Origin of the sequence: Nocardioides daedukensis (genome assembly GCF_013408415.1) — a bacterium.
Taxonomy (GTDB): domain Bacteria; phylum Actinomycetota; class Actinomycetes; order Propionibacteriales; family Nocardioidaceae; genus Nocardioides; species Nocardioides daedukensis.
This window is the reverse complement of the sequence record NZ_JACCAA010000001.1, coordinates 3,773,626-3,791,178: the sequence shown is the minus strand read 5'-3', so window position 1 is coordinate 3,791,178 and position 17,553 is coordinate 3,773,626. Positions and strand designations below refer to the sequence as shown.

Sequence of the window (17,553 nt, the reverse complement as noted above, 5' to 3'; positions counted from 1 at the left end):
TGCGACAGGGACGCGACCGGGCCGCGGCAGGAACGTTGCGAATCATGTCCGCGGTCAGTGACCTCCCGATGTCGCCGGTGCTCGCGACCCGAACCGGAACGGCAGCTCCACCACCGGGTTGGCGAACTCATCGATCCGCACGCTGACCTCGACCGTCCACTCCCCCGGCTGCGGGACGGTGACCCGCCCGCGATACACCCCCTCCCCCTCCGCCTCCGTCTCCTCGAGCGGGACATCACCGAGGGCCAGGCCGTCGGTGCGCAGGGCCAGTCGCGGGACGGCGTACGCCGCCACCGGGTCGCCGTCCTCGAGCAGGCTCAGGGTGACCTCGGTGGTGCCGACGCTGACACTGGCGAACTCAACGCGGACGGTGTGCCCGGCAACATCGACCTCGGCCACCGGGTCGCCGGCCGGCTGTGCGATCGACGGCGACGGCGTCGGTCCGGCAGTTGCCCAGGCCGTCGGGACCAGCACGACCAGCAGCACCCCGGCCAGCAGCGCCGGGAGCCGCCGGGTCGACCGCATCGATGCCACCGCACTTGCCGCCACGAGGACGCCCAGGGCCACGATCAAGCCTTGCCAGCTCAGCCAGCCGTCAACCCACTCGCCCCAGTCACGCAGCCCGTCCCAGCCTCGGGCGTTGCGGTCCAAGGCCGCGAACAGGACAACGAGCACGGTGGCGCTCACGCCGAGGCGAAAGCTGGCCTCCACCAGGCGTGGGCGGTTGAGCCCGATCCCAACCACGAGGGCGACGACCGAGAACACGGCGATGCCCGTGAGGACCCAACGGACCGGCCCGATCCCGGTCGTGACCGGCTCCTCGAAGGCGTCGTTGGCCACGTTGCCGGGGGTAGGCGCACCGACCGCGAAGGTGATCGAACCATTGATGGCGTGGCCGTCCGCGGAGACCACGGCCCAGCTGAGCACCACGGTCCCGTCAGGCAGACCCTGGGCGGGAGTGATCCTCGCGGTCCGATCCGCCGACTTCACCGTCGCCGGGATCTCGGTGCCGCCGCCGGTGAAGATCCTGGTGCCGTCGGCACGGGCCTCGATCCGCTCGTTGAACTCCAGGGTGATCGCCGTCGGCGCGGTCTCGACCACTGCTCCCTCACCGGGGGTGCTGGAGACGAGTTGGGCATGGGCGGATGCCGATCCGGCAGTGCTGAGTACGACTGCCCCCGTGACGGCGAACAGGACCATCGCCGCGGCGACCAACGGTGCGAGCCGGGTGAGTGCCGCGAGACGGGCCAACGGTGCGAACCAGGCGAGAGCCGCCCGGACCCGGCGAACTGCCGCGCTCACTTGCGGGTGCGAGCCAGGGCCACACCGCCGGCCAGCAGGCCGAGCAGGCCGGCGACCAACGCGGAGATGGCCAAGGTGTTGTTGGCGCCGCTCTCCTCGCCCCCGCCGGTACCGGCCTCGGCGACCTGAGCGCCCTCGCTCCCACGGCCGTCAGCGTGGCCTTCTCCGTGGTCATGCCCCTCTGCATCTTGCGCGGCCGTCAGGGTCAACGCCGGAGCCGGAGTCTCGAGGTCGTGCCCGTCGGTGCCCTCGGCCGCCAGTTCGGTCCAGGCGGTCTCACCCTTCTCACAGGTCTGGATCGTGGGGAACGCGAGCGTCGCCCCCTCCTTGTCGGGCAAGGTGACTGAGAGGTCGAAGGTGTCGCGCTGACCGTCGGGCAGCGGCGTCCGTGCCGTGTAGACGATCTGGGCGACGCGCTCGCTGACCTCGTTGCCGTGTGCATCCGTGATCGGCTCGGCCAGCTGCTCCATCTTCTTCTCCACCGAATAGAAGGGCTGGCGTTGCGGGGTGACCGAGACGATTTCCTCGGGCACCTGGATCGCGATCCGGGTGGTCGCCGAACCCTCGCAGCCATGGCCGAGCGAGAAGGTGAGGATCGAGGACGAGCCGGCGGCGGTGGAGCTGGCGCTCACGCTGACGTGGGCCGAGGCCGAGCCGGCGCCGAGGAAGATGCTCGCGCCCACGACGGGGATCAACGCTGCGCGGGCAAGAGTGCGGTGGGTGTTCAACATGTCAGAGGTCCTTCGTTGTCGAGAAGTGGATCCGGCCTCAGCCGGCGTTGAAGAAGCGAGCCAGCGCCGGGACGCGGCGTACGACGAGCTGGTCGAGGATCAGGATGATCAGCACGGAGATACCGAAGAGCGGCAGGAACAGGCCCAGCGCGACGAGCGCGACGAGCAGGAACGGGCTGCTGGCCACCGGCATCCGACCCCGGGGCGCACCCAGCGATCGGTCCGGTCGGCGCCGCCACCACATCAGCGGTCCGGTGACGCACGAGGCCATGACCGCCAGGCACATCAGCACCGCGAACCAGAAGCTGAACAGCCCCAGGCTGCGTCCCTCATGGATCCCGATGCCCTGGGCGACGACCTTGGCCAGACCCGGATAGTCGGCATAGCCGTAGGTCGAGACCACCTCGCCACCGAAGCGCCCGACATGGACGGTCTTCTCGTCCGACGGGGCATCGAAGGCATAGCCGATCACCGAGTAGACGCCGTCGTCGGTGTTCGGCAGGGCAACGGTCATCGGGTGCCGCAGGCCCTGGTTCTCGGCGACGGCGAAGGCCGTGTCGATGCTGGCGACACTGCGGCCCTCATGCCCCTCGGTGCCGGGTCCGCCGCCGGACCTGGGCACCTCCTTCTTGCCCTGGGCCCACGGCACCGCGTGCGAGTGCGGCAATGACTCGTCCAGGGTCGAGGTCGGGTTGGAGACTGCGCCCGGGTCGGTGCTCCACATCGAGCTGTCGCGATCCGTGGCCAGGCCTTGGACCTTCTCGCCCCACACCCCCGTCCACGGCAGGCCGGAGACGATCAGCAGGAGCAGCCCGATCCCGACGAAGGCGCCGATCCGACCGTGCGTGGAGCGGAGCGCCTTCGGCTTCCGCTTCCGCGCGCCACGCATCCTCCAGAACAGGTAGTAGCCGGTCAGCGCCATCACGATCGCCCAGCAGATCGCCAGCTCGATCAGTCGGTCCCCGAAGACCCCGGACATCAGGTCCGCATGCAGGCGCACGGCCGTGCCACTCAGCGTGGTGTCCGGGTTGAGGTCGCCCAGCACCTCACCGCCCCAGGGATTCACATAGACGTCACGGGGTTCCCCGTCCGCGGTGAGGATGGAGAAGCTGGTGCTCCGGCCCTCCTCGAGTGGCTCGGTCATCGACACGATGGTCGCGTCGGGATATGCCCGCTCCACGGCGGCCAGCTGCACGGAATAGGGCTGGGTGAAGTCCATGTCAGCGGGTTGCTCCACCGTCATCACGTCCGCATTGAGCAACGGTTCGATCTGGAAGCGGAGCAGATAGATCAGGCCGGTGACCGAGAGCACCAGCAGGATCGGCACCACCGCGAAACTTGCATAGAAGTGCCAACGCCAGAAGGCGCGGAACCAGCCGGCACTGGGTGTTCGGTTCGAAGCTGCCGGCATCGGGGCGGCAGGTGAAGGCTTGTCGAGCAGGGTCATGTCTCTCCTCGGGACACGGGAGTACGCCGCAGGCTCCCGGCGCTCGGGCAGGCGTCAGCGACGCTGGTGCCCGCCGTCGGGGCGGCGAGGGAAATGGATCAGGCCGGGAGGAGAACCGGCGGGCCACGGCGTACGACGCAAGGCGCCAGCGTGACCAGGTGACGCGGAGCGGACTGCTCCCGGGCGCGTGTCGGCACCGAGGGCGGGGACTGGAGTGGCAGCGCGGCCAGGCGCAGCACCGGGATGAGCACGGTGGCGGCGAGCGCGACCAGGGTCCACAGGGCACGTTCGCCCCCGGCGAGCCAGAGCCCGACCAGGACGGCGGCCGCGAGGTGGAGCACCATCATCGGCGCGTGGGCTCCGGAGGTCAGGTCGCTGATCAGGTGGGTGAGCGCGTGCGGGACGGCGAAGTCCGCCTCGACCTGTGGCCGGGAGGCGTTGTAGGCGTCCATCACGCTGCCGCTGGCCGCCGGATCGATCGGGGTCGGCACCGGACTCGGGGTGCTGGCGACCGCTGCGTCGCCGCTGTGACCGGCGGTGAGCGAGAGCAGCATGTGCACGGCGACCTGGCCGCCCACAGTCAGCGCCACGGTCCTGGTCCGGGTCGCGGGTCGCGCGAGGAACATCGCCATCACCGCGGTGCATCCGACCAGGAGCATCACCATGGCGGGGAGGGAGGGCAGACGACCCTCGGCAGTCACGTGCGCGACGGCACCGGTGCTCAAAGCAACGAAGGCGAGCACTGCTGCACGGAGCAGCCGCAGCCCCGGCGTCGCTCTCGTGTCCACCCGCGCAGTCTCTCACGGGCGCGCACAGCGCACTCCCGCGCGCTCAGGACCAGAAGACTCGCTCGACCACCGCGTGCGCGTGCCTGGTGGTGCGCATGTAGTCGTTGACCATCGCGTCCGACTCCCCTGCGGCATAGCCGAGCACCGAGGCCACCGCTGCGCGCTCGCGGCTGTCGCGCGGGACCTGGTCCGAGGGTTTGCCGCGGACCAAGGTGATCGCGTTGCGCATCGACGAGACCAGGCGCCAGGCCTCGGTCAGCGAGTCGGCGTCCTCGGCCGAGAGCAGCTCCGCGTCCCGGGCGGCACGCAGCGCGTTGAGGGTGCGCGGCGTCTGCAGCGACTCGTGGATGCCGGCGTGCTGCATCTGCAGCAGCTGCACGGTCCACTCGATGTCGGCCAGGCCACCACGACCGAGCTTGAGATGGGTGTTCGGGTCGGCACCACGCGGCAGTCGTTCGTCATCCACCCGCGCCTTGATCCGACGTACCTCGATCACGTCGCCGGCCGAGATCCCCTCCTCGGGGAACCGGAGCGGGTTGATCAGCGCCGTGAACTTCTCCCGCAGCGCCGGGTCGCCCACCACGGCATCGGCGCGCAGCAGTGCCTGGAACTCCCACACGCTCGACCACTTCGCGTAGTAGCCGGCGTAGGACTCCAGGGTGCGCACCAAGGGTCCCTGCTTGCCCTCGGGGCGCAGGTCGGCGTCCACCTCGAGCGGCGGGTCGGAGGCCGGCAGCGCCAGCATCCGGCGCAGCTCGTTGGCCACGGCCTGGGCATAGGTGGCGGCCTTCTGCGGCTCCACCCCTTCCTGCGGGGCGTGCACGAACATCACGTCGGCGTCGCTGCCGTAGGACAGCTCGAACCCGCCGTAGCGCCCCATCGCCACGATCGCGATCCGGCTCAGCGGCTCGCCGATCTTTCGTTGCGCACACACCGACGTGTGCGCCACCGAGAGGGTGGCCTCCAAGGTGGCGTCGGTGAGGTTGGTCAGGCCCTCGCCGACGCGGACAACGTCCAGGTCGCCGGTGAGCTCACCGGTGGCCACCCGGAGCAGCTCACGACGCCGGATCGCCCGGATCGCCAGCGCCTTCGCGTCGGGGGCATCCTGGCGGCCGGCCGAGGCGAGCATCTCCTTGGTCAACGCCTCGGACCCGAGCGGGGTCAGGTCGGCGCCGAGGATCCGCACCCCGGTGGGCTCACGCTCGAGCAGGTCGGTGGCATAGCGCGAGGTGGCCAGCACCCGGGCCATCGTCTGGGCGACCTCGCCCTCGTCGCGGAGCATCGAGAGATACCAGTGGGTGGAGCCGAGGGTCTCGCTGATCCGCCGGAACCCGAACAGGCCCGCATCCGGATCGGGGGCATCGGCGAACCACTCGAGCATCGCCGGCAACAGCTGCTTCTGGATCGATGCCGTCCGGGAGACGCCGGTGGTGAGGTATTCCAGGTGCCGCAGCGCCGCCGACGGGTCCATGTAGCCCAGCGCCGACATCCGCTGCTTTGCCGCGTCGGTGGAGAGCCGGGCTTCCTCGCCGGGGATCTTGGCGACGGCGCTGAGCAGGGGGCGATAGAAGAGCTTCTCGTGCAGCCGACGGACTTCGCGGCGGTGGTGCTTCCACCACTTGTCCAGCTCGCGGACCGGGTCGCGCAGCAGCCCGATCGAGCGGCCCAGCCGGCGCAGCTCGTGCTCGTCGTCGGGCAGCACGTGGGTGCGGCGGAGCTGGTAGAGCTGGATCCGGTGCTCGAGGGTGCGCAGGAAGGCATAGGCCTCGTGCATCGCCTGGCCGTCCTCGCGGCCGATGTAGCCACCGCGGGTCAGGTCGGCAAGAGCGCTCAACGTGGTGGACGCGCGGAGGCGCTCGTCGACCCGGCCGTGCACCATCTGCAGCAGCTGTACGGCGAACTCGACGTCGCGCAGTCCGCCCGAGCCGAGCTTGAGCTGGCGCTCTGCCTGGTCGGAGGGGATGTGCTCGAGCACCCGGCGGCGCATCGCCTGGACGTCCTCGACGAAGCCGTCGCGGCTGGCCGCTGACCAGACCAGTGGCGCGATCATCTTCATGTAGTCGGCACCGAGCTCCATGTCGCCGGCCACCGGCCGAGCCTTGAGCAGCGCTTGGAACTCCCACGTCTTCGCCCAGCGACCGTAGTAGCCCTCGTGACTGGCGAGCGTCCGCACCAGCGGCCCGGTCTTGCCCTCGGGCCGGAGGTTGGCGTCGACCGGCCAGATGGTCCCCTCACCGGTGTGGTCGGAGCAGATCTGCATCAGCTGCGAGGCGAGCTGGGTGGCGGCGCGGGTCGCCTCGTTGTCGCTCGCCTCCCCCGCTGCGGCGTGCACGAAGATCACGTCGACATCACTGATGTAGTTGAGCTCGTGGCCGCCGCACTTGCCCATCGCGATCACCGCGAGGCGCGCGTTCGCGGCCGACTCCCCGACCCTGGCCCGCGCGATCGCGAGGGCTGCTTCGAGGGTTCCGGCGGCCAGGTCGGAGATCTCCGCGGCGACGTCGTCGATCCCGACGCCGTGGGCCAGGTCGCGCGAGGCCAGGCGCAGCAGGATCCGGCGATATTCCACCCGCAGTGCGTCCACCGCCTCGATGTCCAGCATGGCTGCGACCGGGCAGTGTGCGAGCGGATCGGCGCCGACTGCGCGCAGCAGGTCCGCACGTACGGCGTACGCGGCGGGTCTGGTGTTGCCCAGCGTGGGATCGGTCAGCTCGCGCCAGTGCTCCGGGTGGCGCAGCAGGTGATCGCTGAGCGCTTCGCTGGCACCCAGGACGCTGAGCAGCCGCATGGCGGTGCCCTCGTCCTCGGCCAGCTCGGTGAGGAATGCCTCGCGGTCCTCGACCTCGTCGGCGAGGTCGGCGAGCCCGCGCAGTGCGTCATCGGGGTCGGCCGTCCTGGCGATGAGCGCGATCAGCTCCGGGCCGCTCGAACCGATGCGCTGCAGGTTCTCCGCCGCGGTCTCCCCGTCCAGGAAGCCCTGACGGATGAACTCGCCCCTGGCGATCGGGCGCGAGGTCATCGTGCTTGCGCCTCGGCGCCCGTTGCTGCCATCCGCCCGCGTGCCAGGTCAGCGAAGGCGACCAGCACCGGACGCCAGGCGTCGTCGAGCTCGGCGCGGGCAGCGGCGATGTGATCGAGGAAGGCGCGCTGGTCGATGCCGCGCTCGGTGTGTGCCTCCTGGTCGCCCTCGGCCCACACCGCGACGACGTGCTCGTCGGCCTCGGGATGGAGCTGGACGCCCCAGATGGTGGGTGCGAACCTGACCACCTGCGGCTCACCGGCAGGGGTCTGCGCCAGCACCTCGGCGCCGGGAGGCAGTGAGGTGACGATGTCGTTGTTCCACTGGATGCCGCGTGCGGGCAACGTTGTGCCGAGGAACGACCCCGGCGCTTGAGCCGTCCAGCCGATCTCGAGCACTCCGAGCTGTTGACCGTTGGGGTTGACCCCCACGGTGCCGCCCAGGGCAGTGGCGATCAGCTGGTGGCCCAGGCAGATCCCCAGCGTGGGCACGCCGCTCGCCTCAGCTTCGCGGACCAGCTCACGAACCGGCTCGAGCCATTCGACACGGTGATCGTCGCCTGCGCCCATCGTCCCGCCCAGCACCAGCAACCCGGCGTACGCCTCGATCGCGGGGATCTGCTCGCCCAGGTAGGGGCGCACCACGTCGAGCGCGCAACCGGCCTCGCCGAGCCAGGTGCCGACCAGGGCAGGTGGGCAGGTGGCCTCGTGCTCGATGACCAGGATGGTCGCAAGGCTCACGTCGGGCTCAGATCACCGGCAGCATCTGGTCGCGCTCCCATGCGGAGACCTGTCCGCGATAGGACTCCCACTCCGCACGCTTGTTGCGCAGGAAGTAGTCGTAGACGTGCTCGCCCAGGGTCTCGGCCAGCAGCTCGGAGTTCTCCGCAACCTGAATCGACTCATAGAGCGTCTTGGGCAGCGGCTGGATGCCGAGCATCTTGCGCTCGCGCTCGGTGAGCGACCAGACGTCGTCCTCGGTCTCGCGCGGGAGCTCGTACTCCTCCTCGATGCCCTTCATCCCGGCCGCGAGGATGACCGCGAACGCCAGGTAGGGGTTGCAGGCGGCGTCGATCGTGCGCAGCTCGATCCGGGTGGACTGGCCCTTGTTCGGCTTGTACATCGGGACCCGCACCATAGCGGAGCGGTTGTTGTGGCCCCAGCAGATGTATGACGGGGCCTCGCCGCCGCCGATCAGCCGCTTGTAGGAGTTGACCCACTGGTTGGTCACGCAGGTGATCTCGGCCGCGTGGGTGAGGATGCCGGCGATGAACTGGCGACCGGTGCGGCTGAGCTGATATTCGGAGCCGGCTTCGAAGAAGGCGTTGCGGTCGCCCTCGAAGAGGGACACGTGGGTGTGCATCCCGGAGCCGGGGTGGGTGGTGAAGGGCTTGGGCATGAAGGTCGCCCAGATACCCTGGCTCAGGGCCACCTCGCGCACCACGGTGCGGAAGGTCATGATGTTGTCCGCCGTGCTCAGTGCGTCGGCGTAGCGCAGGTCGATCTCCTGCTGGCCGGGGCCGCCCTCGTGGTGGCTGAACTCGACCGAGATGCCCATCGCCTCGAGCATCGTGATCGCCTCGCGGCGGAAGTCGGAGCCGTGCGACTGGGCGGTGTGGTCGAAGTAGCCGCTGCGGTCCACGGGCACCGGGTCGGAGCCGGCCTCGGGCGTGTCCTTGAAGAGGTAGAACTCGATCTCGGGGTGCGTGTAGAAGGTGAAGCCCTTGTCGGCTGCCGCGCCCAGGGTCCGCTTGAGCACGAAGCGGGGGTCGGCATAGGAGGGGCTGCCGTCGGGCATCACGATGTCGCAGAACATCCGGGCCGTCGACGGGCCGTCGCCGCGCCACGGCAGGATCTGGAAGGTGGACGGGTCCGGCTTGGCCAGCATGTCGGCCTCGTAGACCCGGGCGAACCCCTCGATCGCGGAACCGTCGAAGCCGATCCCCTCGGTGAAGGCCCCCTCGAGCTCGGCCGGCGCGACCGCCACCGACTTCAGGAAACCGAGCACGTCGGTGAACCAGAGGCGAACGAAGCGGACGTCGCGTTCTTCGAGTGCGCGCAGCACGAAGTCTTCCTGCTTACCCATGGGCCCAACTATGGACCATCGGTTGTTACGCGCGTGTTGCGACGCCCCGGGTGGTCACAGCCGTCACTCGCGCGGCACGTTCTCCAGCTCGGCCAGCCATGCCGTCGGGGCGGCGTCCGAGGGCATCCGCCAGTCACCACGCGGAGACATCGTGCCGCCGGGGCTGACCTTGGGCCCGTTGGGCAGCGCGGAGCGCTTGAACTGCGAGGCGAAGAACCGCTTGATGAAGACCTCGAGCCACTGCCTGACCTCGGCGAGCTCGTACGACGTACGCCGCGCCTCGGGGAAGCCGGGAGGCCATTCGCCGACCTCGGTGTCACGCCACGCGTGCCAGGCCAGGAAGGCGATCTTGGAGGGCCTGAAGCCGCGACGGATCACGTGGTAGAGCGTGAAGTCCTGGAGCGAATAGGGGCCGACCGAGTCCTCGGTGGCCTGGGGCTTCTCGCCCTCCTCGGTCGGGATCAGCTCGGGAGTGATCTCCTGCTCGAGGATCTCGCGGAGCACGGCATTGGTCTCGCCGCTGGCGTCGTCCGCGCCGAACTGGTCGCTCTCGATGACCCAGCGGATCAGGTGCTGCACCAGGGTCTTGGGCACGCCGGGGTTCACGTTGTAGTGCGACATCTGGTCGCCCACGCCATAGGTGCACCAGCCCAGCGCCAGCTCGGACAGGTCGCCGGTGCCGAGCACGATCCCGCCGCGGTGGTTGGCCAACCGGAACAGGTAGTCGGTGCGCAGGCCTGCCTGGACGTTCTCGAAGGTGACGTCATAGACCTTCTCGCCCTCGGCGAACGGGTGGTCGAGGTCGGCGAGCATCTGGGTCGCGGCCGGGCGGATGTCGATCTCCTCGAAGCTGATCCCCAGGGAGTTGGCCAGCCGGGTGGCATAGGACTTGGTCTTCTCACCGGTCGCGAAGCCCGGCATGGTGATGCCCTGGATGTCGCTGCGCGGACGGCCGAGCCGGTCCATCGCCTTGGCCGCCACGATCAAGGCGTGGGTGGAGTCGAGGCCGCCGGAGAGTCCGATCACGACCTTGGGCTGCCAAGAGTCTCCGCCGATGGCGCGCAGACGCTGCTCGAGCCCGGAGACCTGGATGTTGTAGGCCTCGTAGCAGTCCTGGGCCAACCGCTCCGGGTCATCGGGGACGAACGGGAACCGGTCGAGGTGTCGGCGCAGGCCGATGTCACCGCTCGGGGCCTCGAGCACGAACTCGACCGCGCGGAAGTCGCTGGCCCGGGCATCGTGGGTGCGCCGGTTGTCGTCGAACGTGCCCTGCCGCAGCCGTTCCTGGGAGATCCGGTCGAGGTCGATGTCGACGATGCTGTGCCTGGCACCGGCCGGGAACCGCTCGGTCTCGGCGAGCAGGTCGCCGAGCTCATAGATCATCGTCTGGCCGTCCCAGCTCAGGTCGGTGGTCGACTCCCCCTCCCCCGCGGCGGCATAGAGATAGGCCGCGGCGCACCGGGCGCTGGCCGAGCGGACCAGCATCCGCCGGTCCTCCGCGCGGGCGACGGTGATCGGCGAGCCGGAGAGGTTGGCCAGCACGGTCGCGCCGGCCAGGGCGGCCTCGGCACTCGGCGGGATCGGCACCCACATGTCCTCGCAGACCTCGACGTGCAGGTCGAGGCCGGGGATGTCCAGGGCGCTGAAGATCAGGTCGGGGCCGAACGGAACCTCTTCGCCGCCGAGGGTGATCCACTGGTCGCGTCGGTCGTCTCCGGGGGCGAACCAGCGGCGCTCGTAGAACTCGCGATAGGTCGGCAGGTAGGACTTCGGGCTGACGCCGAGGATGCTCCCGCGGTGGATCACCACTGCACAGTTGAGCACCCGGGTGCCGTGTACGACGGGCGCTCCGACCACCAGGACCGGCAGCAGGTCGAGGCTGGCCTCGACGATCTCGCCGAGCGCTTCCTGCACCGTCTCGAGCAGGACGTCCTGCAGGAACAGGTCGTCGACCGAGTAGCCGGTCAGGCACAGCTCGGGGAAGACGGCGACCGCCACACCCTCGTCGTGGCAGGCGCGGGCCTCTGCCAGGACCGTCGCGGCGTTGGCCCGCGGGTCGGCAAGGGCGATCGGGATGGTGCAGGCGGCGACGCGGGCGAAGCCATGGGCATAGGCCGAGTAGAAGTCCACAGTCATGGAGTCTAGGTACCCACGTGAGCGGAGCCACAGTGCGACCCACGCTTTCGGGACTAGCCTTGATCCCGGTCCGGGGACTCAGCCAAGAGCCTCGAGAGCGATGAGGGAGTTCGACCCATGAGCGAGAAGAACGCAGAAGTTGCCGCGCCGTACGGCGGTGGCGCGAAGGACTCGAGCGCGGCAGGCGGCCAGGCCAGCCCCGCACCGGTCAAGCGGGTCCGCACCCACCACCTGCGCGAGATGAAGCAGCGTGGCGAGAAAGTAACCATGCTGACCGCCTACGACATGTACACCGCGCAGACCTTCGACGAGGCCGGCGTGGACATGCTCCTGGTCGGTGACAGCGCCTCGAACAACGTGCTCGGCAACGAGACCTCGCTCCCGATCACGGTCGACGAGCTCATCCCGCTGACCCGCGCCGTGGCCAATTCCGCCAGGCGCGCGATGGTGGTGGCGGACCTGCCGTTCGGCTCCTACCAGGCCTCTCCCGAGCAGGGCTATCTGACCGCGGTCCGGTTCATGAAGGAGGCCGGCGCGCACTGCGTCAAGCTCGAGGGCGGCGCCGAGATGGCGCCGGTGATCACCAAGCTCGTCCAGGGCGGCATCCCCGTGGTGGCACACATCGGCTTCACCCCGCAGAGCGAGCACACCCTGGGTGGCTATCGCGTCCAGGGTCGTGGCGAGGCCGCCGATCGGGTCAAGGCAGACGCGCGCGCGGTCCAGGAGGCGGGTGCCTTCGCCGTGGTCATGGAGATGGTCCCCGGTGACGTCGCCGGTGAGATCTCCCGCGAGCTCGACATCGTCACGATCGGCATCGGCGCCGGCAACCAGACCGACGGTCAGGTGCTGGTCTGGCAGGACGCCTTCGGCCTGCGCACGGGTCGGATGGCCAAGTTCGTCAAGCAGTACGCCGACGTGCACGGCGTACTGCTCTCGGCTGCCAAGGACTATGTGGCCGACGTGCAGGGCAGCACGTTCCCGGGCCCCGAGCACACCTTCTGACCCACGAACCTGCAGTTGTGGTGCCGCGAACCTGCAGTTCTGGTGCCGCGAACCTGCAGTTGTGGATGCGCGAACCGGCAGTTGTGGTCGCCCAGAACTGCCGGTTCGTGGTCACCAGAGGTAAAGCCCACCGCCGAGATAGACCACGAACCACCATGCGATCACCCCGCCGCCCAGCACAGCGACGGCCATGGGTCGAGGCGTCCACCAGCGAGTGGCGACGACGAACGCCACCAGCCAGACGACGAGGTTGAGGACGACCACCCACCACGGCGCGAACGTCCACGCGGCGGCGTACAGGAAGAACGCACATGCCAACGCGCCCATGCCGACGAACGGCCACGGGGAAACCTTCTCGCGGACTCTCACGGGGGTGAACCTATCGGCTCACCGCAACCTCAGTCCTCCAGTGCGTCGTCGTTCCACTTCGGGTCGTTGTCCCAGGCCTCGTTGTTCTCCTCGACCTTCTCCAACGCGCGCGAGGCCTCGGCCTGTGAGGCATAGGGGCCGAGCCGGTCCGCGTTGCGGCAGCCTTCCTCTCCCTCGACGGTGTGGTGCTTGAGGCAGAACCAGTATTCGTCGCTCATGTCCTCGAAACTACACTCGCCGGCATGTCCGCAGTAGTCCCCGGAGTGATTTCTCCGCGCCGCCCCGTCCCCGCGTCGATCGTCCGCCCGGAGTACGTCGACAAGACCGCGCCGTCGCCGTTCACCGGCAACGAGGTCAAGGACGCCGAGACGATCGAGAAGATGCGGATCGCGTGCCGGCTCGGGGCCCAGGCGCGTGAGGAGGTCGGCCGCCACGTCGTACCCGGCGTCACCACCGACGAGCTCGACCGGATCGGGCACGAGTTCCTCTGCGACCACGGCGCCTATCCGTCCACCCTGGGCTATCGCGGGTTCCCCAAGTCACTGTGCTCGAGCATCAACGAGGTCGTCTGCCACGGGATCCCGGACAGCACGGTGGTGCAGGACGGCGACATCGTGAACATCGACATCACGGCGTACATCAACGGCGTGCACGGCGACACCAACGCCACCTTCTTCGCCGGCGAGCCCGACGAGGAGACCCGCCTGCTCGTCGAGCGCACCCGGACGGCGCTCGAGCGCGGCATCAAGGCGGTCAAGCCGGGCCGGCGGATCAACATCATCGGTCGGGTGATCGAGGCGTACGCCGCCCGCTTCGGCTACGGCGTCGTGCGCGAGTTCACCGGACACGGCATCGGCACGCACTTCCACTCCGGTCTGGTGGTGCCGCACTACGACGACCCGAACTATGACGACGAGATCCGTCCGGGGATGACCTTCACCATCGAGCCGATGCTCAACCTGGGCACGCACGAGTGGGACATGTGGGAGGACAACTGGACCGTGGTCACCAAGGACCGTCGGCGCAGCGCGCAGTTCGAGCACACGCTGCTGGTGACCAACGATGGTGCTGAGGTGCTGACCAACCCCTGAGTTCTCCCCGCACGGGGTCTGAGGTTCGGGGCTGGTGGGGTGCGGATGAGCTGGCTCATAGGCCGGGTTCTGTTCGCCGGTGGCCTTGCGACCAGCCGGTTGGCGACCATCCATCTGGACCTGCTGTTGCCAGCAGTCTCAAGCGATCTACCCGCACGCTCGGACGGGCCGTCCTCAAGCACGTGCGCACCGTCTCCCCGGAGGGAGTCGGCTTCTTGATCTTGCTCCGGGTGGGGTTTACCTAGCCGCACCGGTCACCCGGCACGCTGGTGGTCTCTTACACCACCGTTTCACCCTTACCCCGCCCTCCGGAGAGGTCGGGGCGGTCTGTTCTCTGTGGCACTGTCCCGCGGGTCACCCCGGGTGGCTGTTGGCCACCACCCTGCCCTTCGGAGCCCGGACCTTCCTCGGCACCTCAATTGAGGTGACGCGGCCGCCCGGCCAGCTCATCCGCCCGCACAGACTAGTGGAATGAAGCCGGATACGGCGATGTTGTGAAGACAAGGCAACTCGCCACCAACGCATCGAGAGGGGTGCAGCCATGACCAACGACGACTTCGTGATGTCGCCGATCGTGTTTCCCGGCCAGAAGGATCACCCGTCCGACGCCTACCGGATCGCCTACGAGCTGCTCGAGAAGCGCGCCCCGGTGCAGGCACTGGAGGTGCTCGACCCCGCGCTCGAGGCCGAGCCGCGCGCCATCTCACTGCTCTCGCTGCGGGCCTGGGCCTACTTCCTGCGGGTTCAGCTCGCCAAGGCCGAGGAGGACCTGCGCGTGATCGTCGAGGAGGACCCCTCCGACGTGTGGGCCCGGCACACCCTGGGCCGCGCCCTGGAGCGCCAGTCCCGCCTCGCCGACGCCCTCCCGCACCTGCGGTTGGCCTCGGCGATGTCCGGTGACCCCGAGCACGAGACTGCCGTGCTGCGGGTCGAGCGACGTCTGGCCGAGACCGGCGCGACGTCGTACGACGACCTCACCTGATCCACCCCTCGCCGACCCGTCAGTTGTTGACGGTGTGATGCCGTACGACGACGTCAACACTCGCCGAGTCGGCAGTTGTTGACCGCGGGGGACGACCCCAATCGACGTCGAGTCGGCAGTTGTTGACCGCAGGCAAGTGTCAACAACTGCCGACTCGGGGCATTGAGGCGTCAACAACTGCCGACTCGACGTGCTGAGGCGTCAACAAGTGCCGGCTCGGCGCACCGGGGCGTCAACAACTGCCGGGTCGGCGGGGTCAGAGGGTGAAGGCGATCTTCCGGGTCGCGACATCCGCCTCCGCGAGCGTGACCCGGACCTTCTCACCCAGCGGCAGTGGACGCTCCGACGTCACGCGGGCCTCGATGGCCGGCTCGGCGATGGTGATGTCACCGCGGCGCTCGTCCTTCTCGTCGACCTCGATCACCACGGCCTCGAACTTCTCCCCCACCCGCGGCGCCAGGACGGCGGCCTCGAGCAGGTTGACCACCGCGTTCTCGTAGGCGTTCGCCTTGCGCGAGGTCTCGCTCATCGTCTCCGGGACGACCTCGAGCTTCTCGAGCACCCAACCGGGCACGTCCTCATCGGCGCACAGCGCCACGCAGACCTCGCCGGCATAGCGGTCGACCAGCCGCCGCAGGGGCGCGGTGACGTGGGCATATTCGGACGCGATCGCGGAGTGGTTGGGCTGCGCGGGAAGCTCGTCGTTGAAGCCGACGTAGCCACTTCCGCGCAGGAGCCGGGTGCAGGCGACCACCATCGCTGCGTGGGTGGGCAGCGCCGGGTCGAGCGAGCGGATGAAGTCGGGGTATTCCAGCTCGGCCGGCCAGTCGATGCCCAGGGCCTTCGCCTCACGGTGCAGGCGGCGTACGTCGCGGGGGTCGGCCGGCGGGAGGGTGCGGAGCAGTCCCACCCGGGCGTGCACCATCAGCGAGGCGGCGGCCATCCCGGTGAGCAGCGAGATCTGCGCGTTCCACTGCTCGACGGGCAGCTGCTGGCGGAACTCGAGGCGCCAGGTGTCCTCCTCGATCACGATCTCCTGCTCCGGCAACGGCAGCGAGATGCCGCCGCGGGCGGCCTCGCGGGCGAGCCGGAGCTCGCCGACCTCCTTGAGCAGACCGAAGACCTCGTCGGCCGAGCCGTCGTCGAGCTGCGCCTGTACGTCGACATAGGTCAGCTTGGCGCGGGACTTGACCAGCGCCCGTTCGACGGTGACTTCGGTGCCCTCGCCCTCGGCGTCCACCTCGATGGTCCACAGCAGCGCAGGTCGGACCTGGTCGGGCAGGAGCGATCCCGCGTCCTCCGAGATCACCTTCGGGTGCAGCGGGATCTTCGAGTCGGCGCCGTAGAGCGTCTCGCCGCGGCGGTTCGCCTCAAGGTCGACCGGGTCGCCGGGGGTGATGAAGGCGGCCAGGTCGGCGATCGCATAGAGGACCCGGTAGCCGTCACCGTTGCGCTCGATGTGCATCGCCTGGTCGAGGTCCATCGCACCCTCGGGATCGATGGTGACGAACGGAATGTCGGTGCGGTCGAGCTCCGGCAACCTAGGAGACCCGGCTGCCTTTGCGGCAGCCTCCTCGACGTCCTTGGGGAACTCCGGCGTCACGCCGAGCTCCTCCCAGATCGCGACAATGCCCGCGCGCAGGCTCTCGGCGGCGACACCGTCGGCAACGGACCTGACTCTGATCACTCTGCTGGCCATGCCCATCACACTATCCATGTCGGGCCCAGCGGTGACCGGGGCCACGGCGCGCGCCGCAGATCTCCCCTACCCTGACCCGGTGCTGATCCTCCTTCCGCCCAGCGAGGGCAAGGCCGCGCCCACGCGCGGCAAGTCCTTGGACCTCTCCAGCCTGGGCGCTCCCGGCCTCACCGACGCCCGCGCCACCGTGATCGGCTCGCTGGTCGAGCTGTGCAGCAACGGAGGCGAGCCGGGGACCCCGGCCACCGACGAGGACCGGGTCGAACAGGCCGTCCAGGTGCTCGGCCTCGGCGCCACCCAGCTGGACCTGGTCGCGTTGAACGCTCGCCTCGAGACTGCCCCGACGGCGCGCGCCGACCACGTCTACACCGGCGTACTCTTCGACGCGCTCGGCTTCGCCACCCTCTCCACCGCGGCCAAGCGCCGGGCCACCGCCCGCGTCGCGATCACCTCGTCGCTGTTCGGCTTCGTCCGCCCGAGCGACCACATCCCGTCCTACCGGCTCTCCGGGGACGCCACCCTGCCCGGCCTCGGCTCGGTGGCCGGGTTCTGGCGCGAGCACCTGCCCGCCGCTGCCCACGAGATGGTCGGCGACGGTCTGCTGGTCGACCTCAGGTCCGGGATGTACGCCGCGTTCTGGCGCCCCGAGCCCGAGCTCGCGCCCCGGGTGGCCACGGTCCGCGTCCTGCACGAGCACAACGGCACCCGCAAGGTGGTCAGCCACTTCAACAAGGCCACCAAGGGCCGCATCGTGCGTCAGCTGCTGGAGGACGGCGGGAAGCCGCGGACGCCGGCGCGTTTTGCCGACCAGCTGCGCGACCTCGGCTGGAAGGTCGAGCAGGGCGAGGCCACCAAGAAGGGCACCCAGCTCGACGTCATCGTCGACGAGGTCTGAACGACCG

15 protein-coding genes and 1 other RNA gene are annotated in these 17,553 nt (G+C 69.4%); 4 read left to right on the top strand and 12 right to left on the bottom strand.

The window, feature by feature from the left end:
* Nucleotides 1-54: 54 nt before the first annotated feature.
* From BJ980_RS18525 to BJ980_RS18490, 8 genes are all read right to left on the bottom strand, one after another.
* On the bottom strand, nucleotides 55-1,302 hold the full coding sequence (locus BJ980_RS18525; protein WP_179503648.1) for a copper resistance protein CopC: 1,248 nt from the start codon (nucleotides 1,300-1,302) through the stop codon (nucleotides 55-57).
* Entirely contained in the window at nucleotides 1,299-2,033 is a 735-nt protein-coding gene (locus tag BJ980_RS18520) for a YcnI family protein (RefSeq protein ID WP_179503647.1), read from the bottom strand. The genes BJ980_RS18525 and BJ980_RS18520 overlap by 4 nt, the downstream gene beginning before the upstream one ends.
* 37 nt (nucleotides 2,034-2,070) lie before the next feature.
* The gene (locus BJ980_RS18515) at nucleotides 2,071-3,480 is read right to left on the bottom strand and encodes a PepSY-associated TM helix domain-containing protein (protein WP_179503646.1); all 1,410 of its coding nucleotides are present in this window, start codon (nucleotides 3,478-3,480) and stop codon (nucleotides 2,071-2,073) included.
* A gap of 98 nt (nucleotides 3,481-3,578) precedes the next feature.
* The gene (locus BJ980_RS18510; RefSeq protein ID WP_179503645.1) at nucleotides 3,579-4,268 is read right to left on the bottom strand and encodes a hypothetical protein; all 690 of its coding nucleotides are present in this window, start codon (nucleotides 4,266-4,268) and stop codon (nucleotides 3,579-3,581) included.
* Between the two features lie 43 nt (nucleotides 4,269-4,311).
* A complete protein-coding gene (locus tag BJ980_RS18505; RefSeq protein WP_179503644.1) occupies nucleotides 4,312-7,287 on the bottom strand; it encodes a bifunctional [glutamine synthetase] adenylyltransferase/[glutamine synthetase]-adenylyl-L-tyrosine phosphorylase in 2,976 nt (991 codons plus the stop codon).
* Nucleotides 7,284-8,027 (bottom strand): glutamine amidotransferase-related protein, encoded by a 744-nt coding sequence (locus tag BJ980_RS18500; RefSeq protein WP_179503643.1) that lies wholly within the window; start codon nucleotides 8,025-8,027, stop codon nucleotides 7,284-7,286. The genes BJ980_RS18505 and BJ980_RS18500 overlap by 4 nt, the downstream gene beginning before the upstream one ends.
* Nucleotides 8,028-8,034: 7 nt before the next feature.
* The gene (locus BJ980_RS18495) at nucleotides 8,035-9,372 is read right to left on the bottom strand and encodes a glutamine synthetase family protein (protein WP_179503642.1); all 1,338 of its coding nucleotides are present in this window, start codon (nucleotides 9,370-9,372) and stop codon (nucleotides 8,035-8,037) included.
* A 63-nt stretch (nucleotides 9,373-9,435) separates the two neighbouring features.
* Nucleotides 9,436-11,508, bottom strand: a complete 2,073-nt coding sequence (locus BJ980_RS18490) for an NAD(+) synthase (protein WP_218855574.1) — start codon at nucleotides 11,506-11,508, stop codon at nucleotides 9,436-9,438.
* A 117-nt stretch (nucleotides 11,509-11,625) separates the two neighbouring features.
* Here BJ980_RS18490 and panB point away from each other — a divergent pair, with 117 nt between their 5' ends.
* Nucleotides 11,626-12,510, top strand: coding sequence for a 3-methyl-2-oxobutanoate hydroxymethyltransferase (gene panB / locus BJ980_RS18485; protein ID WP_179503641.1), 885 nt, complete (start codon nucleotides 11,626-11,628; stop codon nucleotides 12,508-12,510).
* A 111-nt stretch (nucleotides 12,511-12,621) separates the two neighbouring features.
* On the opposite strand, the gene BJ980_RS18480 is transcribed toward panB, so the two are convergent.
* Together BJ980_RS18480 and BJ980_RS18475 are read right to left on the bottom strand one after the other, a co-directional pair.
* A complete protein-coding gene (locus BJ980_RS18480) occupies nucleotides 12,622-12,879 on the bottom strand; it encodes a hypothetical protein (protein WP_179503640.1) in 258 nt (85 codons plus the stop codon).
* A 29-nt stretch (nucleotides 12,880-12,908) separates the two neighbouring features.
* Nucleotides 12,909-13,097: a hypothetical protein gene (locus tag BJ980_RS18475; protein ID WP_179503639.1), complete on the bottom strand. Its 189-nt coding sequence runs from the start codon at nucleotides 13,095-13,097 to the stop codon at nucleotides 12,909-12,911.
* A 24-nt stretch (nucleotides 13,098-13,121) separates the two neighbouring features.
* Here BJ980_RS18475 and map point away from each other — a divergent pair, with 24 nt between their 5' ends.
* The gene (gene map / locus BJ980_RS18470) at nucleotides 13,122-13,970 is read left to right on the top strand and encodes a type I methionyl aminopeptidase (protein ID WP_179503638.1); all 849 of its coding nucleotides are present in this window, start codon (nucleotides 13,122-13,124) and stop codon (nucleotides 13,968-13,970) included.
* Nucleotides 13,971-14,012: 42 nt separating this feature from the next.
* Here the strand turns inward: map and rnpB are convergent.
* Nucleotides 14,013-14,419, bottom strand: an RNA gene (gene rnpB, locus BJ980_RS18465) — RNase P RNA component class A.
* A gap of 92 nt (nucleotides 14,420-14,511) precedes the next feature.
* On the opposite strand from rnpB, the gene BJ980_RS18460 reads away from it, so the two are divergent.
* A complete protein-coding gene (locus tag BJ980_RS18460) occupies nucleotides 14,512-14,952 on the top strand; it encodes a tetratricopeptide repeat protein (RefSeq protein WP_218855573.1) in 441 nt (146 codons plus the stop codon).
* Between the two features lie 256 nt (nucleotides 14,953-15,208).
* On the opposite strand, the gene BJ980_RS18455 is transcribed toward BJ980_RS18460, so the two are convergent.
* The gene (locus BJ980_RS18455; protein ID WP_246280008.1) at nucleotides 15,209-16,651 is read right to left on the bottom strand and encodes an RNB domain-containing ribonuclease; all 1,443 of its coding nucleotides are present in this window, start codon (nucleotides 16,649-16,651) and stop codon (nucleotides 15,209-15,211) included.
* Between BJ980_RS18455 and yaaA the strand changes: the two genes are divergently transcribed.
* Nucleotides 16,650-17,546: a peroxide stress protein YaaA gene (yaaA, locus tag BJ980_RS18450; protein ID WP_246280007.1), complete on the top strand. Its 897-nt coding sequence runs from the start codon at nucleotides 16,650-16,652 to the stop codon at nucleotides 17,544-17,546. The genes BJ980_RS18455 and yaaA overlap by 2 nt on opposite strands.
* Nucleotides 17,547-17,553 lie beyond the last annotated feature (7 nt).

What these genes read in the sequence shown, in the direction of transcription:
- BJ980_RS18490 (WP_218855574.1), bottom strand. Translation starts at nt 11,508, where the DNA reads ATGACTGTGGACTTCTACTCGGCCTATGCCCATGGCTTCGCCCGCGTC.
- BJ980_RS18515 (WP_179503646.1), bottom strand. Translation starts at nt 3,480, where the DNA reads ATGACCCTGCTCGACAAGCCTTCACCTGCCGCCCCGATGCCGGCAGCT.
- BJ980_RS18495 (WP_179503642.1), bottom strand. Translation starts at nt 9,372, where the DNA reads ATGGGTAAGCAGGAAGACTTCGTGCTGCGCGCACTCGAAGAACGCGAC.
- BJ980_RS18460 (WP_218855573.1), top strand. Translation starts at nt 14,512, where the DNA reads ATGACCAACGACGACTTCGTGATGTCGCCGATCGTGTTTCCCGGCCAG.
- map (WP_179503638.1), top strand. Translation starts at nt 13,122, where the DNA reads ATGTCCGCAGTAGTCCCCGGAGTGATTTCTCCGCGCCGCCCCGTCCCC.
- BJ980_RS18475 (WP_179503639.1), bottom strand. Translation starts at nt 13,097, where the DNA reads ATGAGCGACGAATACTGGTTCTGCCTCAAGCACCACACCGTCGAGGGA.
- panB (WP_179503641.1), top strand. Translation starts at nt 11,626, where the DNA reads ATGAGCGAGAAGAACGCAGAAGTTGCCGCGCCGTACGGCGGTGGCGCG.
- BJ980_RS18455 (WP_246280008.1), bottom strand. Translation starts at nt 16,651, where the DNA reads ATGGCCAGCAGAGTGATCAGAGTCAGGTCCGTTGCCGACGGTGTCGCC.
- yaaA (WP_246280007.1), top strand. Translation starts at nt 16,650, where the DNA reads ATGCCCATCACACTATCCATGTCGGGCCCAGCGGTGACCGGGGCCACG.
- BJ980_RS18505 (WP_179503644.1), bottom strand. Translation starts at nt 7,287, where the DNA reads ATGACCTCGCGCCCGATCGCCAGGGGCGAGTTCATCCGTCAGGGCTTC.
- BJ980_RS18520 (WP_179503647.1), bottom strand. Translation starts at nt 2,033, where the DNA reads ATGTTGAACACCCACCGCACTCTTGCCCGCGCAGCGTTGATCCCCGTC.